This is a genomic window from Kocuria sp. 2SI (genome assembly GCF_005502825.1).
Classification (GTDB): domain Bacteria; phylum Actinomycetota; class Actinomycetes; order Actinomycetales; family Micrococcaceae; genus Kocuria; species Kocuria palustris.
Genome location: NZ_SCNB01000001.1, coordinates 124,763 through 142,309 on the forward strand (window position 1 = coordinate 124,763; position 17,547 = coordinate 142,309).

At 67.7% G+C, this 17,547-nt stretch carries 12 protein-coding genes and 1 pseudogene; all 13 read right to left on the reverse strand.

Going from position 1 to position 17,547, the window contains the following annotated elements:
- Positions 1-11: 11 nt before the first annotated feature.
- The gene (locus FFS25_RS00515) at positions 12-1,157 is read right to left on the reverse strand and encodes a mannitol-1-phosphate 5-dehydrogenase (RefSeq protein ID WP_137801525.1); all 1,146 of its coding nucleotides are present in this window, start codon (positions 1,155-1,157) and stop codon (positions 12-14) included.
- Positions 1,154-2,968 (reverse strand): PTS sugar transporter subunit IIA, encoded by a 1,815-nt coding sequence (locus FFS25_RS00520; RefSeq protein WP_249933703.1) that lies wholly within the window; start codon positions 2,966-2,968, stop codon positions 1,154-1,156. Before FFS25_RS00520 ends, FFS25_RS00515 begins: the two co-directional genes overlap by 4 nt.
- Positions 2,969-3,153: 185 nt before the next feature.
- Complete coding sequence (locus FFS25_RS00525; protein ID WP_137801526.1) at positions 3,154-5,295, reverse strand: hypothetical protein; 2,142 nt, start codon at positions 5,293-5,295, stop codon at positions 3,154-3,156.
- Between the two features lie 91 nt (positions 5,296-5,386).
- Positions 5,387-7,411: a hypothetical protein gene (locus tag FFS25_RS00530; RefSeq protein WP_137801527.1), complete on the reverse strand. Its 2,025-nt coding sequence runs from the start codon at positions 7,409-7,411 to the stop codon at positions 5,387-5,389.
- Positions 7,408-8,115, reverse strand: coding sequence for a hypothetical protein (locus tag FFS25_RS00535; protein WP_137801528.1), 708 nt, complete (start codon positions 8,113-8,115; stop codon positions 7,408-7,410). Before FFS25_RS00535 ends, FFS25_RS00530 begins: the two co-directional genes overlap by 4 nt.
- A gap of 406 nt (positions 8,116-8,521) precedes the next feature.
- A pseudogene (locus FFS25_RS00540) lies at positions 8,522-8,842 on the reverse strand (PTS transporter subunit EIIC); the annotation flags it as partial.
- A gap of 434 nt (positions 8,843-9,276) precedes the next feature.
- On the reverse strand, positions 9,277-10,299 hold the full coding sequence (fbaA, locus tag FFS25_RS00545; RefSeq protein WP_137801529.1) for a class II fructose-bisphosphate aldolase: 1,023 nt from the start codon (positions 10,297-10,299) through the stop codon (positions 9,277-9,279).
- A 121-nt stretch (positions 10,300-10,420) separates the two neighbouring features.
- Positions 10,421-11,512 (reverse strand): putative glycoside hydrolase, encoded by a 1,092-nt coding sequence (locus FFS25_RS00550; protein ID WP_137801530.1) that lies wholly within the window; start codon positions 11,510-11,512, stop codon positions 10,421-10,423.
- A complete protein-coding gene (gene pelF, locus FFS25_RS00555) occupies positions 11,509-13,323 on the reverse strand; it encodes a GT4 family glycosyltransferase PelF (RefSeq protein ID WP_137801531.1) in 1,815 nt (604 codons plus the stop codon). Before pelF ends, FFS25_RS00550 begins: the two co-directional genes overlap by 4 nt.
- A gap of 118 nt (positions 13,324-13,441) precedes the next feature.
- The gene (locus FFS25_RS00560; protein ID WP_137801532.1) at positions 13,442-14,884 is read right to left on the reverse strand and encodes a hypothetical protein; all 1,443 of its coding nucleotides are present in this window, start codon (positions 14,882-14,884) and stop codon (positions 13,442-13,444) included.
- 373 nt (positions 14,885-15,257) lie between these two features.
- The gene (locus tag FFS25_RS00565; RefSeq protein WP_137801533.1) at positions 15,258-15,908 is read right to left on the reverse strand and encodes a TrmH family RNA methyltransferase; all 651 of its coding nucleotides are present in this window, start codon (positions 15,906-15,908) and stop codon (positions 15,258-15,260) included.
- Positions 15,901-16,485 carry an orotate phosphoribosyltransferase gene (pyrE, locus tag FFS25_RS00570; RefSeq protein ID WP_006214140.1) on the reverse strand — a complete coding sequence of 195 codons (585 nt, stop codon included), beginning with the start codon at positions 16,483-16,485 and terminating at the stop codon, positions 15,901-15,903. Before pyrE ends, FFS25_RS00565 begins: the two co-directional genes overlap by 8 nt.
- A 10-nt stretch (positions 16,486-16,495) precedes the next feature.
- Positions 16,496-17,527 (reverse strand): Gfo/Idh/MocA family protein, encoded by a 1,032-nt coding sequence (locus tag FFS25_RS00575; RefSeq protein ID WP_249933704.1) that lies wholly within the window; start codon positions 17,525-17,527, stop codon positions 16,496-16,498.
- Positions 17,528-17,547 lie beyond the last annotated feature (20 nt).

Here is a 17,547-nt window from a genome sequence, read left to right on the forward strand (position 1 = left end):
GGCCGCGCTGATCAGGCCGCAGCGAAGACCTCGGACAGCGCCGGGAACAGCGGGTGCTCGTCGGCGATGCCGGTCAGGTCGGTGACCAGCGCATCGGTGGCCTGACGATCCCCGCGCGCGGCGGCCAGGCGGGCCTGCAGCTCGGCGGACTCCGGGTCCTCCGGGACGTCGAAGGCCAGGGCCGCGGCGACGGCGGCCACCAGGGCGTCGGCGCTCAGACCGCGCTCGGCGAGCTCGGCGGCCGGGCCGACGAAGCGCTCCGTGCGCGAGATCTTGCGCAGCGGGGCACGGCCCACGCGCTCGACGGTGTCCGGCAGGTGCGGGTTCGTGAAGCGCGTGATGATCTTCTCGACGTAGGCCTGCTGGACCTCCGGCGCGAAACCGAACTTGGCCACGAGCAGCTCCTTGGTCTCGGCCAGCACGGCCTCGACCTGGGAGCGGACCTGGGCATCGGCCAGGACGTCGGAGATCTTGGTGATCCCCGCCTGGCGACCGAAGTACGCGGTGGCCGCGTGCCCGGTGTTGACCGTGAACAGCTTGCGCGTGATGTACGGCTCGAGGTCCTCGACCCAGGTGATGCCCGGGACGTCCGGGGTCTGGCCCTGGAAGGGACCGGACTCGACGGCCCACTCGTGGTAGGTCTCCACGGTGACGTCCAGGCCCTGGCCCGGCGCCTGATCCGGCACGATCCGGTCCACCGCGGTGTTCGCGAAGATCGCGACCTGATCGGCCTCCGGGTACGCGGCGCGGATGGCCTCCGCCAGCCCGTCGGTCGCGTTGATCGCGTTCTCGCAGGCCATGACCGCCACGCGGCCCTCGACCCCGGCCTCGGCGCGGGCGCGCAGGCCCTCGGCGATGGTGGGCCCGATGATCTGCAGGACGCGCGGTCCCACGGCGGTGGTGATCATGTCCGCCGAGACGATCTGCTCGCGCAGCCCGTCCAGGTCGGAGGCCGAGTTCACCCCGGAGAAGCCGGTGACCTCGTGATCGCGGGCGCCCTCGCCGACCTCGTGGACCACGTACGAGTCCTGGTCGTTGATCTGCCCGATCAGAGCGTCGGCGACGTCCGCGAAGACCAGCTCGTATCCGGCCTCGTGGAGCAGGACCCCGACGAAGCCGCGTCCGATGTTGCCTGCGCCGAAGTGCAGTGCCTTCATGAGTTCACCTTTCCGAAGATGTCGAGGATCTCCTCCGGAGTCTGCGCCGCCTCGAGCTGGGCGACGGTCTCCTTCTTGGAGAAGATCTTGGCGATCTTGGACAGCAGGGCCATGTGGCCGCCGTCCGCACCGGCGATGCCGATCACGAACCGGGTCTCCTTGCCGTTCCAGTCCACCGGCTCGTCGTAGCGGATGAAGGACATGGCCGACGTGCGGATGGCCTCCTTCGCCTCGTTCGTGCCGTGCGGGATCGCCAGGCCGTTGCCCATGAACGTGGACACGGACTGCTCGCGCTCGTGCATGGCCGTCACGTAGGACTGCTCGACGGCGCCGACCTCGACCAGGAGGGCTCCGGCCTGGTCGATGGCCTCATCGCGCGAGGCGGCCCGGCCGTCCAGACGGATGGTCTGGGGCGTGAGCACCTTCTGGTCGTCTTGGTGCTCGGCGGCCTCGGAGGCCGGCGTGGGATCGGTCTGCGATCCGGCCGGAGCGGCGACGGCGGTCGCGGTGCCGGCTGCGGCGCCTGCTCCCGCACCAGCTGCGGCGGTGCTGCCCGAGGTGCCCTGCTCGGCCGGGATCTCAGCGGAGCCGGTCGAGCCGCCCTGACGCTGCTCGCGGATGAGCTCGACGATCTCGTCGTAGCGCGGGGACTGCATGAAGTTGTCCACCGTGACGTGATGCACCGAGGGCGTGGGGGTTGCCGCGCGATCGGCCAGGTCCTCGTGCGAGACGAGCAGGTCGTACTCGTCCGTGAGCGAGTTGATGGCCTTGTTGACCACGGTGACGTCGCCGCCGAAGCCGGCGTCCTTGATCTTGCTGCGCAGGACCGAGGCGCCCATGGCGGAGGAGCCCATGCCGGCGTCGCAGGCGAAGACGATGGCCTTGATCTCGGGGATCGAGCCGGCGGAAGCACCTGCAGCGCCGGCGGCGCCGCCGGCTGCGAACATGCCGCCCACGGAGGACTTCTTGCCCTTCATGGCCTCCATGTCGGCGGCCGCCTTGGCCAGGTCGCCCTCGTCGCTCTTGGACATGCGCAGGATGGCGCAGGAGATCGCGGCGGAGACCACGGTGGCGGCCAGGAAGCCCAGGATCACGCCGAGCATTTGGGCGGGCGGGGCGTTGCTGATGAGGAAGATGATCGAGCCCGGGGCAGCCGGTGAGCGCAGACCCGCGTCGAAGAGCAGCTCCACGAGCACACCGGACATGCCGCCCAGGATGGTCGCGATGAGCAGCTGCGGCTTCATGAGCACGTACGGGAAGTAGATCTCGTGGATGCCGCCGAAGGTGTGGATGATGGCCGCGGCCGGTGCGGAGCCCCGCGCCATGCCCTTGCCGAAGATCATGTAGCCGATCAGCACGCCCAGGCCGGGGCCGGGGTTGGCCTCCAGCAGGTAGAGGATCGAGTAGCCCTGCTCGAGGGACTGCTGCGTGCCCAGCGGGGTCAGGATGCCGTGGTTGATCGCGTTGTTCAGGAACAGGATCTTGGCCGGCTCGATCAGCAGCGAGGCCAGGGGCAGCAGCGAGCTGTCGATCAGGAACTCGACGGCCGCACCGGCGCCCGCCATGAGGAGCAGCATGATCGGGGCCAGCAGGAACATGGAGGCGATCGCCATGATCGCGCAGATGATGCCCGCGGAGAAGTTGTTGACCAGCATCTCGAAGCCGGCGGGGATGCGGGGCACGGCCCACTGATCCCACTTCTTGATGACCCAGGCCGACAGCGGGCCCATGATCATGGCGCCCAGGAACATGGGCGAGGCGGGGGCGTCGCCGATGAACACCGGCGAGGAGGCTCCCGAGATGACAACCACACCCCGTTGGCGTCGGTGTTCAGGCGCCCGCCCGATGGGGCAACGAGTGTCATACGGCCAGAATGACACGGTGCTTGGTGGCTGCCTCTTCGAAGCCTGGAGCGCTGCTCGTTTGGGTATGTTGTCCTTGTGCATCTGTAATGGCCGGTGCACCCGAGGCGAGTCCGAGGGTCCTCCCATCGAGGTCAGCGCACTGCCGAGGGTTTGGTGCGGTTGCCAGGAATCTCTAGCATCACCACGTGCCGTTCGATGGGGCTGTCGCCCATCATGACGGTCGTGTGGGAGACGTACTCAGTCAGGTGGTTCGAGGGGGACTTGTCTTTCGGCGGGGTAAGCCTCAGCACAACCAGGAATCCGATGCGGACGTCGGAGGCCTCGTAGGCCACGGTCTGCTTGATGTAGGCGGCCTTGCCGTTCACGGGGATGGCCGTGTGGTCCGCCTTTAATTCCAGGTACAGGTGGAAGCCCGAGAACTGGATTTGGATGTCGACCCGGCCGGAACCGACCTCCTGGACCTCAACGTTCGTGAAGCTGCCGAGCTGGCCCTGACGGAGCCAGTCGTACAGGTCCTTGTGGAGGTCGTGTTCGTCCGCGTCCCGGTCAAAGAGGTAGGATTTCCACGACTCCTGAGAGTTAAGTCGCTGACGGACGAACTTGATGAGCTGGTCGAGCACGGTGGTGACCGCGGAGACCACGTCCTCTTTGAAGTCTGCGCTCGCCGACAGGGCCGCGAGCATCTCTTTCCGTATTGCTGTGACTATCAGATCAGGATCCAGGTCTGTGCTGGCCTCGCGGTCCGCGAGGTCGGCGGAGATGCGGATTAGCTCGTCCTGCGGGACGCTTGCTAGCGCCTCGGCGGCCTTCGGGGCAGATCCGAGAAGGTCGGCTAGCAGGGGCGGTAAATCCGCCGCCTGCTTATCCGGTTTTCCCAGCGGCTCCAGCGCGGCCGTAAGGCTTGCCCGTGCGCAATCTAGGATCTTTTCGGCGGTCGTCACACGGATGCGAAGTTCTTCGTCGTCCTCGGCTTCCGCGAGACGTGCCCGAAGCGCTTCGGTGTGGTCGACCAGGTTCCGCAAGAGCCCGGCACGGGCTGCGAATCCGCTGGCTACCGCTGGACGAAGCACCGCGACAACGCTTTCGTCTCTCGCCCCTCCGAGCGTGAGCTCGTAAGTTCGGGAGGCCGCGTAAATCTCACCGAGGTCGTCAAGCACCACCGAGGCCTCGTACAGACTGTCTCGAGTGAGCGCATCACCGAGATGTGCGAGGTCGTTCGCGAAGCGGCTCCACCCCTGCAGAACAGTCGACTTGCGGTCCCCGCTCCAGTGGTTCAGTCCGTGGGTGTCGAGAGCGAACTCGTCTGCTCGCGCGGCGATGACACGTGCCGTGTCAAGGTCGGCCGCCCAAGTGTCGGCGTCCTTCGGGCCTGGCCCGTTGGGGAGCGACGTCAGGAGGTTCCGCAACAAGCGAAGGGCTGCTTGGAGTAGTTCGGCGTCCTGCCGATCGTCGGCGACGACGACTGCTGCGAGATGTTCCAGGGCGTTGTCGAGCTCGGTGCAGATGTCGGAGGCAGTGGTGAGGTTGAGGGCCTTCGAGACGGAGATGTTGGCCAAGGCCCATGCGGCGTCGGGCGCCACCTCGTGGCGGTAGATCTCGTTACGGACCAGCACGCTGCCGTCGACGGAGGTCGAGTACTTCGGTGCAGCGACGCCTGTCAGGATGTCGATGACTCCGGCAACTTCGTCGTCGAGTGTCCAGTGGTCGAACGCGGTCGTGACCGTGCGGACCACAGCCTGGGCGTAGCGGCGCGGTTGAGGCTCGGGTATGTCCTCCAGGAGTCCCAGCAGCTTGTTCTTTGACCCGTGGCCGCTCACGGCGAGCCGGACGAGAGCCTCGAGCGCAGTTGCGCGACGGACGACGGACGCCTCCGCGAGTCCGTCTTGGACTGTGGTCGGCGGTGCCGCGAGCCGAAGGCACTTGGCTGCGACCCCGTCTCCGGCGAGGTCAGCGAAGACTGCGTTGGAGCACAGAAGATCTACGCCCCACGCAAATGTGCCCGGGTCGGTGGTCTCCAAAACCGCTGCGGCGACAGCAGACAGCGCCGGCATGAGCACGCCGATTTCGGAGCCGTCGCCTGCTGCACGCCCGGCGTCCCGGGCCACGAGCGTGGCGACCGGTCCGAGAAGTGGGTCATCGACAAGCAGGGGTGCTGCGGCCTCGATGGCTGCCCAGCCTCCGAGGGACTCGAGCAGGTCCGCTGCGGGTTCCGTGCCGACGAAGGCTTGTCGGAGCGAGGCGACGACGGCGTCGCGATCGAGCTGATCCGTCATTGCACCTCCTTGTGGGCCTTGGGGATTGAGGACTGTTCTAATCGGTCTTCAGTTGGTCGTACGCGCCGCGTGGCTGGACGCAATCACTTGGTCACCAGACGAAGTCCGTTCCGGTGGCGACCAGCAGGTTGGGCTTCGGGAGGACTTCGATGAGCATGGATCCGTGGGTGGTGGCGACCACGATCTGCAGGTCGGTCTCCTCCGCCACTGCGGTCATGGCTTCCAGCATGATCTTTAGGTCCGCCTCAGGAATCTCCTCGGCTGCCGGCGAATCGACAAATAGCAGACCGGGGTGCCGCCCGACGCCGTCACGGTGGCCCAGCTCGATCAAGGCGATTACCGCCGCGAGCTTGATCCGCAGCTTCTCTCCGTTGGTCAGGCCACTGTAGGTAGCGTTAGCACCGCCCTTGACGATGTCCATGTTGCCGTTGCCTTTGAGTTTCACGCCCGTGATGTTCGTTGACCCGAACCGGCGGGCGAGGACAGCAATGGCTTCCGAGACGGACTCCAGAAGCGGACCTTGGTCGTCCCTAACCCACTTCTTGGTTAATTCGGATGCGGCACGCAGTACGATCAGCTCGGCATCGTCGGCGGCGTCGATGGGCTGCTGGGTGGTCGCGTTCTGAAGCGTCTCGAGCGCGCTCTGAGCGCGCGCCAGCTCGAACTCTGCTTGGAGTCGGGCACGAGCGGCGTCGAGCTTCTCGCGGCCTTCCACGGCCGCACCCTCTGCCTCGACGCGCTTGGCCTCGGCCTGTTGGTGCATCTGCTGCAAGGCTGTCACGCCGGCTTCGGAGTCGGCGACGGCTTCGCGCAGTGCCTGAAGCGGGTCGACATTCTCCTCAACAAGCTCCTCGTCATCGACCTCGCCCTCGCGCTCTTCACCGCCGTCACCGTCCGGGCCGTCGACCTTGATGGCGATTTCCTCATCAAGGTCGAACTCGTGCAGGCACAGGGAACACTCGTGATCGGTTGCCTCGGCGGCGTACCGCTCAAGGGTTACCTTCGTTGAGCAGCGAGGGCATACCGATGGTGTCATCCCGTTGAACATGCGCCGGGCGACCGCATCTTCGGCAGCCGCTTGCTGACGCATCTCTTCGGCACGCAGGTGGGAGCGCACCTCAGCGTCCGAGCTCCGGGCAGTCATTAGCTTTAGCGAAAGATCTTGGGCCTCGCGAGCACGCTCAGAAGCGGTCGAGGCGAGCGCGAACACGGCGTCGACGTCTGGTTCGGTCGTGTCAAACTCGTCGTACAACTCCTGGGCCCTTGCTACCCGATCCTCGGCCAGCTCGAGCGCGGTCGCGGTGACCGACGCCGCGGCTTTCCGCTGGGCCTTGCTCTCCTCGTCCGCATAGGTAAGGGAGTTCAATGCGGTCGCGACCTGTGCGTCGACCGTGGCCCAGCTCGTCCCGACGAACATCTGAAGGATGCGGGTCTTGAGGGTGTTCTCGTTGCCGATGATCGGGTCGAGCTTGTCGGCGTGCACCGTGAGCGCCGCCGCGTAGGAGGGCCAGGTGTGCTCGGTCTCGACACCCTTGGAGAACACCGAGATAGCATCGAGGCGGAGCCGCTCGAGCATGACCGAGCCCATGACTGACTCGAATTCGGCGTGTCCGGAGAATGCACCAAGGACGGTCCGGCTACCCGAGGTGACCTTCTGTTCGACCTTCCCGGCCGGCATGCCGTTGTTGACGTCGAATTCTACGTAAAGCGGGACGCCGTCGACCTCGAACTCGGCGTTGACGTGGTCGACCCAGGAGATGACGTCGGCTTGCAGGTGGCTACGACCGGTGAGCGCCCACATGGTCAGGTGCAGGACTGAGGACTTCCCGCGAAGGTTTGCTTCGGACCCGACACCGTTGACCCCGGCCCCGGGCGTCCAGTTCAGGTCGATAGGCGCGGTCTTCATTGCAGCCGTCGCGGTCTCTCTTCCGGGCGTTTCGGAGTACTGCTTGTTACCGCTCACGTGAAGTCGCTTGACCCGCAGTCGTGCGGGGACGCCGCGGGATGCGGTCGAAGAGACGTCCGCGTCAAGCAGGATCTTCTCGACCTGGGCCAGGTCGATCTCCACTCCGCGGCGCTCGAGTTCGGCGCGGACCGCTTCACCAAGGATGGTCATGACGCTCCTTCTCCGGCCACGCCAGCCGCCATGGTCTGAACCGCAGCCAGCCGTTCACGGACGCCGTCGTGGATAGGTGCGATATTCGTGCCAAGCTTAGTGCGGGCGTACTCGGCCTGTTTGTACTGACGCTTTTTCAGCTTGCTGCCGATGTCGGTCCCGGCGACGAGTGCGACGAGCTCGACTTGGTCGGTGTACCAGGACAAGACCTTCTCGGTGCGCAGGTCTTCGACTGCCTTCCGGCCAGCCTCGGTCAGGAAGAATTGGCTGCGGGCTGTCTTCTTGATGCCGCCTTTGCGGGTGACCTTTGCGAGCCCATAGGCGGAGAGTACAGAGAAGGCGTCGTCTATGGTCTCGTAGGCGCCGTGATGCCAACGGGGCATCGGGTACCAATGCAGGTCGGGTTCGGAGTTATTGAGCAGACCCTCGACGACTTGCAAGTACTCAGCGGTATCCAGCGCCCCTGCCTCGACCATCGTGAGGAGCTCCCCGGCGAGGTAGTCGGGGTTTCGGAGCCAGAAATCGAGCGCTTGCAGGCGTAGCTCAGCGCGAATGACGGCGACACACCCTTTGGGGTCTCCCTGCACAACGGATTCCCCGCATCCATCTAGGAGCACAAGGAGCCGAATCGCGTGCTGCATGACGCTAGGGGCTGGGCGCACCGATTCGTCGGCGTCATCACTCCTGCTCATCGTCCCCTCCATCCGAGACAATGTAGGACCGTTTTTAGACAGTCTATCCGGGGCGGAGGAGCAGCGCGGCTTACTGGCTGCTACGGCGCGTCCCTCGTCCGTCGGCAGCTATCAACAGACCGGGCTGTCACGGCAACAACACCGTCGGCCTGCCGCTGTCGCGGCGCAGGACCGCCGAGGAACCATCCACCAGTTGCCGCTCCCTACCGTGTCAGGGAAGGATCGTGCATCCGACTTCAAGGCGCCAGCAGGTCGGAACCGGCCTTCAGAGCTGCGTCTAGCCGCCGCGAAGGTTCGGTTCGTATCCGGCATGACCCCGGGATGTTGGTTGTTGACGGGTAAGACCACCTAGGTCGTCTCGAAGTAGACAGCTAGACTCGTCTCAACCAATCGGGGTGCACTTTCAATTCCTCGACGAGGTCGCCAGGATGACACCCATGGTGCCCACTGCGCCCACGACGCCGCCGCGGACATCCGCCACGAGCTTGCCGCCCGTGTAGGCGATCAGCAGGGGCAGCAGGTACGTGACCATGGGCCCGACCATGGAGCCGATCTTCTCGTTCGGCGTGAAGCCGGCCGGGATGAACAGAGCGGTGATGATGCCCCAGGCGATGAAGGCGCCGATGTTCGGCATGATCATGGAGGAGAGGAAGGTGCCGAACTTCTGCACGCGGACGCGCGCTCCGCCCTTTTTCTTCTCGGTCTGCGCGGGGGCAGACGCGGTGGCGGTGGTGGACAAGGGACTCCCCTGGTGTTTCAAGTCGCCTCGCCTCGAGGGGCAGGGCCTGCAAGCGGGGCTCACGGACCGGTCTCGAAGGCGGAGTCGAGCGTTGGTGCGGTCTCCGGTCGGAGGGCGCGGAAGGCGTCGGTCTCGACGCGCGTTCGGTCAGCTGGTGGTGCGCTCGAGATGAGCCCCACAAGGGGCAGTGCCCGGATGCTGCCCACAGACTAATGCCCCGCGTCACACCTGGGAACACGCTGAAGCACATCTGACGCACTGGCCGTCTCAGATGTGTCCACAGGCTGCAACGCAGGCACGAGGGTCCGAGGGCGAGCCCGCAGCGGTCCGGGCACGACGACGGGGCCACCCTCCCCTGCGGCGGGGAGAGCGGCCCGTGGAGCCGACGACGATTGCGCGGTCAGCGCAGCGCGTCGGCGATGATCAGCAGAAGATCACTTGACGCTGGTACCGGCGGAGCCCAGGTTCTCGCAGGCCTGGACCACGCGGGCGGCCATGCCATCCTCGGCCTTGGCGCCCCAGACGCGGGGATCGTAGAGCTTCTTGTTGCCGACCTCGCCGTCGACCTTCAGCACGCCGTCGTAGTTGGCGAGCATGTGACCGGCGACCGGGCGGGTGAAGGCGTACTGGGTGTCGGTGTCGACGTTCATCTTGACGACGCCGTAGGACACGGCATCCGCGATCTCCTGCTCGGAGGAGCCGGAGCCGCCGTGGAACACCAGGTCGAACGGGCGGTCCTTGCCGTACTTCTGGCCGACCTCGTCCTGGATCTGCTTGAGCAGCTCGGGACGCAGCTTCACGTTGCCCGGCTTGTAGACGCCGTGCACGTTGCCGAAGGTCAGCGCCGTGATGTAGCGGCCCTTCTCGCCCAGGCCCAGGGCCTCGACGGTCTTGATGGCGTCGTCGGAGGTGGTGTAGAGGGTGTCGTTGATCTCGCCAACGACACCGTCCTCCTCGCCGCCGACGGCGCCGATCTCGACCTCCAGGACGATGTGCGCCTTGCCGGTGCGCTCGATCAGGTCCGCGCCGATGCGCAGGTTCTCGTCCAGGTCGATCGCGGAGCCGTCCCACATGTGCGACTGGAAGATGGGGTCCTCGCCGCGGGCGACGGCCTTCTCCGACTCCTCCAGCAGCGGCAGCACGAAGCCCTCGAGCTTGTCCTGCGGGCAGTGGTCGGTGTGCAGGGCGATGTTGACGTCGTACTGCTTGGCGACCTCGCGGGCGAAGGCGGCGAAGGCCAGCGAGCCCACGACCATGTCCTTCTTGGAGGAGCCGGACCAGTAGGCGGCGCCGCCGGTGGAGACCTGGACGATGCCGTCCGAGCCGGCCTCCGCGAAGCCGCGGATGGCGGCGTTCAGGGTCTGGGAGGAGGTGACGTTGATCGCGGGGTACGCGAAGCCCTTCTCCTTGGCGGTGTCGAGCATCTGGCCGTAGACGTCAGGTGTGGCGATGGGCATGCCTGGCTCCTTCTTCCTCTGGAGGATCTCCGGACGGACGCTGAGCTGCGCGGCCCGGTACGTGCTCCCTCCAGTCTAGGCCGTGCGCTCTCGCGGCGGCAGGCTCCTGCACCCGGTGGCCTCAGTTGCCGGTCGCGGCCGGGTCCACACGCAGCACGACGCCGCGATGCGGCTCCAGCACGATCGAGCCGCCCACGGTCCGACCCTGCCCGTCGACGAGCCCAGGAGGCAGATCGATCCGCCGCCGGCGTCGTCCGTCCTGGTTCAGGTTCACGGCGGCGAAGCCGTGCGCGAACCGCCGCTGCCAGACGTGCCGATCCCCCTGCGGCTCCTCGAGGGGGGCACCCAGGTCCATGTCGAGCTCGGGGACGTGCTGGAGCTTGGAGTAGTCGTCGTGGCCGGTGGCCGAGTAGGCACCGCGGCCCTCGCCGAAGATCCAGAAGGCCGCCAGGCCGTACAGGAAGTTCGGGTGGGTGTCGGTGCCGTCCGTGGGAACCCGCAGGATCGACAGCCCAGGCCCGGCAGCCTGGGGCAGCTGTGCCTCGGCGGTGACGGGGTCGAACAGGTCGGTGGGGCTGTAGCCCAGCCAGACCTCCTCGAACCCGCCGCCCCAGCGCGCGTGCTCCTGCCAGCGCCCCGGTGTGCGCCGGGACTCGGCGATGTTGGGGATCAGCACCTTGCCGTGGTCCTGCAGCCCCGCCCCGGCCGCGGCCACGAGCTCGCCCAGGGCCTCGCGGATCTGCGCCATGGACTCGATCCCCTGAAGGGGCACGTCCAGGCCGTAGTAGTCGTCGTAGACGTCGTTGTCGGCCATGACGCCGTCGAACGGGGAGCCCTCGAGCTCGGCCACGACATTTCGGACCCATCGCTGCCGATACCGCGGATCCCACACGGCCATCTGCCAGTGCCCCGGATAGCGCTGCCACTCGATCCGAGATCCGTCCGGGCGCCGGGCGAACCAGTCGCCGCCGGCGCCCTCGGCCTCCGCGTGGGAGACGCCCGAGGAGTAGACGGGCCCGGGCTCGTAGGAGCGCGTGGAGGACAGGCACTTGTAGCAGATGACCGTCATCTCCGGGCGGCGGCGCTTGAGCTGCGCCGCCGCCTCGAGCTCCCAGGGCTGCAGGATCGCTGCCCGGTAGTGCTCGGCTGCGAAGTCGAGCTCCTCCGGGCGCAGGGGCTCGCCGTAGCGGATCCAGGCCCCGGCACCGCTCACCGGCGGTGCCCGGACTCGCGGATCGCCGCGAGGTCGAACACGGTGTCCAGCTGCGAGACCGCGGACTCGTCGGCCTGCTGGGCCGCAGCGGCCAGCGGGCCGTCCACCGGGTCGAGCAGCTCGTAGTCCTCGAGGTACAGCGAGGCCGGCACGCGGCCGGGGATCCCGCCGAGCATCCGGTAGAGCTGGTTGTAGGAGGCCATGACCTCGTGCAGCTGGAAGAAGTTCTGCACGCGGTCGCGAGCGGTCTGGCTGTAGGCGCGATAGCGCTCGGGATCGCTGATCACCGCGCGGATGCCGTCGGCCATCATGCGGGTGTCGCCGGCCTCCACGAGCTGACCGCAGGGGCCGTAGACCTGATCGTCGGCGCCCTTGAGGTCGTCCCAGATCAGCTGCTGCATGCCGCCCACGTTGGTGCCCACGGTGGGGATGCCGGCGGCCATGGCCTCCAGGACCACGATCGGCTGGCCCTCGTTGTAGGACGGCAGGACCAGCAGGTCGAACTCGTGCAGCATCTCGCGCACGTTGACCGTGCCGTAGATCGTGACCATGTCCTCGAGGTCCAGGGCCTTGATCTTCTGCAGGCACATGTCGCGATAGCCCGGATCGTGCTCAGTGGGGCCCAGCACGTGCAGGTGCACGTTGCCGTGCCCGGACTCGCGCAGCATGGACATGGAGTCCAGCAGGTCGAGCAGGCCCTTGATGGGCACCAGGCGGGCGATGTAGACGAGGTTCCAGGTGTGGCTGGACGGATCCGCGAGCATGGACTGCATGGCCTCGGCCCGGGCCATGTACGGGCGCTCGAACTCGTCGATGACCATGCCGTTGGGCAGCACGACCGCCTTGTCGATGTCCGAGCCCAGCGAGGCTGCCTCGGCGATCGCCGACGGATAGAGGTAGGTGACCACCTTGGCCGACGGATAGCAGAAGTGGCCCATCTCGATCCACCAGGCCATCCAGGCCCGCTCCTCGGCGGAGACGTCGAAGGTGCGGTAGTCCCCGGAGGCGATCGGCAGGGCCATGTTGCGCCCCAGCAGGGTGTTCACGGTGTCGCGGACGTACAGGTTGTGCTCGGTGAGCAGGAAGGACGTGCCGTGCTCGCGCGCCGCGCCGGCGGCCATGAGCGAGGCATAGCCGGTCGTGTGCGCGTGGTAGACGCGAGCCCGCGGCATGGTCTCGCCCAGCACCGCATGCGCCAGCGAGAAGTAGTTGCGCAGCAGCCAGAACGCGTCCGACAGGGACATCCCGAGCCCCGGCAGGCGGCGGGAGACGCCCTCCATGAACTCGCGGGTGCCCAGCAGCGCCCACAGCGGGTACGTGCGGGTGGACTCGAGCATGCCCTCCTCGAGCAGCTCCCACAGGGGGCCGTCCTCGCGGCGCTCGGACAGGGCCTCCAGGGCGTCGAAGAGCCGCTCCACGAGACGGCGGCGCTCGCTCGGGCTCATGCCCAGGGCCTCGGGGCGCACCGAGGAGAAGTCGTGGCGGTGCTCGTCGAGGGCCAGGAAGACCGGACGGACCCACTTCACGTTCGAGGGGACGTCGTAGAGATCCGTCAGCGGGGAGTTCGAGTCCCAGGCGATGTGGATGATGCCGAACTCGATGTCCGGGTTGCCCACCACGATGTCGTGCACTACCGCGGAGACGCCGCCCTTGAGATAGGGGTAGGTCGACTCCATGACGATCGCGACGTCGACCTCGGGGTAGTCCCCGCTGCGGACCGCGACGGCCGGGATGGACATGTCGGTCGAGGGCGTGCCGAAATCCGGGCGACGGCGCCCGAGGGCGCTGGTGAGGTGGTCGAGGATGCTCATGCGGAAGTCTCCTGTGCGGCGATGCTGCGCGGGTCTGGGGGTACGGCGGACGACGGGGCGTCGGCAGGCGGGGCCTGCAGGGGGTCGGCGCGCGAGAGCCCGGCGCCGACCCGAGGGGTCACCAGGCGACGGCGTGGCGCCAGAAGAGCGTGTACTCCGGCTGCGACCAGTGCCGCTTGTAGAGGACCCAGGCGATCGTGACCAGGACCAGGTCGGCCAGCAGGACCACTCCGTAGGCGCTGAGCACGGGCAGCGCCGCGAAGGACAGCGCGAGCACGGCGATGTGGATGGCGCCCAGGGACTGCGGGGCGAACCGCTCGCCGATGTAGTCCAGCTCGTAGCTGAGCATGGTCAGCATCAGGAAGCACCAGGACGACAGGGCGACGACGACGGCGAGCATGAGCTGCTCGGGGAAGATCGAGCCCAGCACCAGGGAGCAGGCCAGGGTGAGGACCATTCCCAGGGCGCCGGTGCGCAGCACCGAGCGGTCGATCACCCGGGACAGGCGTCCCGAGGTCGAGACGAGCTCGGTCATGGACTCGCCCTGGATCGCGGTGTGCAGGCCCTGGATGGACTTGTCCACGGCCGGGGCCAGGTTCACGAAGTAGAAGTTGTAGGCCAGCACGGCGGGCAGCATGGCCATGAAGACCACGATCACGTGGAAGCCGCCGTCGGTGCTCAGGAAGAGCACGAACTTGTCCGCCCACAGCACGGCGCCCAGCAGCAGGCCGCGCACGAGGTCCTTGGCGACGTCCTGGTGCGCCAGGCGCTGCACGGCCGCGATGTGGCGCAGGTTCCCGCGGATGAACCAGAGCTGGGTCGCGGCGGCGGCCAGCGGCGGCAGCCACACCCAGGTGGGGGCCACGGCCAGCGCCAGGGCGTAGGCGGCCCAGGCGGCGGCCCAGTGGCCGCGGTTCTGGCCCACGTTGGCGATCACGAGCGACTGGACGAACAGCAGGTGCAGGAGGCACAGCACTCCGTAGAGCCCCACGGCCTGCAGGTTCCACCCGGTGGCCAGCCACAGGGGCACGGCGAAGAGGACGACCAGCGGCATGGACTGCACGAACATGGGCAGCCAGCCCTGGCAGAACCGCCGTGCGATCCGGTCCATGTCCTTCTCGGCCATCATCTCGGCGATGCCGCGGTAGGCCGGCATGCAGGCCGCCTGGGCGAGCCAGGGGGTGGTGATCGAGCTGGCCAGGATGATGTGCGTCAGCGAGACGCCCGCGAACTCCTGCTGGGAGATCGTCGGCGAGACCAGCGGGAACACGATGTTCAGCAGGATCAGCGGCGACAGGTAGAGCACCAGGGCCACGCCCTGGCGCATGGTGCCCGCGCTCTCGTGCTCTCCCACGATCGCGGAGTTGAGCCTGGTGCTGGGCATGGACATCACGGTCACCAGGCCGATGACCACGCCGGCGGCCAGGACGATGCCGCGCTGCCCCTGGGGGACGCTCGGCAGCAGCAGCGGAACGGCCAGCGTGGCCAGTGCCGCGACGGCGATGGTGATGATGCGTCGACGGCTGTAGACGTCGTGAAGGACTTCGGACACGGTGGCCATGGCTCTCCCCGGAAATCGTGCGCCGACGAGATGACATGCCTGCGGACCCCCCGGTCCTCACGGACTCCCCGGTCCGCTGAGCTGTCAGACATTCCTGCGGGAATGGTCGTCGCGCCCCTCAAGAATGGGCCGGGACGACGGGAGCATTCCCGTCTTTTCGCGGTGACCTGCATCTCGGTTCCGCTCCAACCAGGGACGATGAACTGTCATAGAGGGAGGTCATGCCTGCGATCATGCGGATCGTTCATTTTCAGGACACGACCGCGATCACACCTGTTCGCGCTGGTCGCAGCGGACTATGACGAGTTGCTACGCGCCGGTACGATGAATTCGCACTTATAAAGGTGCAATAGCAGTTCTAGAGAGGCAGGTCTCAGCTCTCTCCAGCGGGGATCTGCCCGTGGACATGCCGTCGGATCCACGCATGCATCGTCACGGCTGCCGCGGCACCGGCATTGATCGAGCGGGTCGAGCCGAACTGCTCGATCGCCACGGTGGCCACTGCCGCCTCCAGGACCTCGGGCGAGACGCCGGGGCCCTCCTGCCCGAACAGCAGGACGCAGCGCTGCGGCAGGTCGAAGAGCTCGAGCGGCTCGGAGCCTGCCACGTTGTCCACCGCGATCACCGGCAGCCCCTCCTGCCGGGCCCAGGCCAGGAACTGCTCAGTGCTGGGGTGGTGGCGCAGATGCTGGTAGCGATCCGTCACCATGGCCCCGCGCCGGTTCCAGCGGCGGCGCCCGATGATGTGCACCTCCCTGGCCAGGAAGGCATTCGCGGTGCGCACCACCGAGCCGATGTTGAAGTCGTGGCCCCAGTTCTCGATCGCCACGTGGAAGCCGTGGCGCCGCTCGTCGAGGGCGGCCACGATGGCCTCCAGCCGCCAGTAGCGGAACTCGTCGACCACGTTGCGGCGGTCGCCGTGGCGCAGCAGCTCGGGGTCCCAGTGCTCACCGTCCGGCCATGGGCCCTCCCACGGGCCGACGCCGACCTGGTGCGGCCCGTCTTCCGCTGGCGGCTCAGTCAAGCCCGAGCTCGTCCTTGCCGAAGGCGTACAGGCAGGGCACCCCGGCGGATTCCTCGATGCGCTCCTTGGCGCCGGTGGCGCGGTCCACGATGATCGCGACGGCGACCACCTCCGCCCCGGCGCGCTGCAGCGCCTCGACCGCGGTCAGCGCGGAGCCGCCCGTGGTGGAGGTGTCCTCCACCACGACGACGCGGCGGCCCTCGACCGAGGGGCCCTCGACCTGGCGCCCCATGCCGTAGGACTTCTGCGCCTTGCGCACCACGAAGGTGTCGATGGGACGCCCGGCGTCTCCGGCGGCACGCATGATCGCCGAGCCGACGGGGTCGGCGCCCATGGTCAGCCCCCCGGCGGCGTCGAACTCGATGCCGGCGTCATCCAGCAGCTCCAGCATGACCTGCCCCACCAGACGGGAGGCCTCGTGCTGCAGGGTCACGCGGCGCAGATCGATGTAGTAGTCGGCCTCCATGCCGGAGGCCAGGGTGACCCGTCCGCGCACGACGGCGAGCTCGACGATGAGCTCGCGCAGCCTCTCGCGAGCTGCGGCGGAATCCGGGGCGGTCTGCGTCTGAGTGGTCATGGTGGAGATTCTAGGCGGCGGGGCAGTCGTGGCCCGGGTAGCGCAGCCCGATCTGGGCGCGCATCTCATCCAGCAGCTCCATCTGCCGCAGGGTGTCGGCCCACGGCATCACGGGCGATTCCTGCAGGCCCTCCTGGACGCAGCGGGTGGCCTCGCGCATCTCGTAGCAGTACCCCGCGCCCTGGACCTCGAAGCTCTCCTCCCTTCGGCCGCCCTGGAGATCGACCACGGTGAACGAGGCCGGGCGGTGCATGGGGGAGGCGATCTCGATCATGCCCTGCTCACCGGAGATCACCGCGCGGCGCGGACCCTGGGACAGCAGCGAGACGGCCATCTGGGCGCCTCCGTGCTCGGTCTGCAGGGAGATCTGCGTGAGCCCGTCGACGTCGCCGCGGAAGACCGCCGAGGCGCTCAGCCGGGTCGGCTCCCCGAGGGCCAGCCACGGCCAGTGCAGGGCGTAGCAGCCCATGTCGAGCAGGGCGCCGCCGCCGGCGTCGACCCGCCACAGGCGATGCTGGTCGTCATCGGGGCCGCGGAAGCCCAGGTCCGCCTGCACCCAGCGGGGACGCCCGATCTCCCCGGAGTCCAGGATCTTGGCGATCCGCCGGCGCACCGGCAGGAAGCGCGTCCACAGCCCCTCCATGAGGAACAGCCCGCGCTCCCGAGCCAGCTCGATCGCCTCCCGCGCCTGTGCGGCAGTCATGGTGAAAGCCTTCTCGCAGACCACATGCTTGCCCGCCTCCAGCGAGGCCATCAGGTGCTCGTGATGCTGCCCGTGGGGCGTGGCGATGTAGACGACGTCGACCTCCGGGTCGGCGAGCAGCCGCTGCATGCCGTCCACACCGCCACAGGCCCGTTCGATCCCGTGCTCGGCAGCGAAGGCCTCTGCGGAAGCGGCGGTGCGCGAGGAGACGGCGACCATGCGGGCATCGGCCAGGGCGGCGATGTCCGGCACGACCTTGCGGGCGATGGCTCCGGTGGAGATCACGCCCCAGCCCAGGGTGCGGCCGGTGGCGGTCAGGACGGGATCGGAGGCGCTCATGGAGGCCATGCTGGCACGCG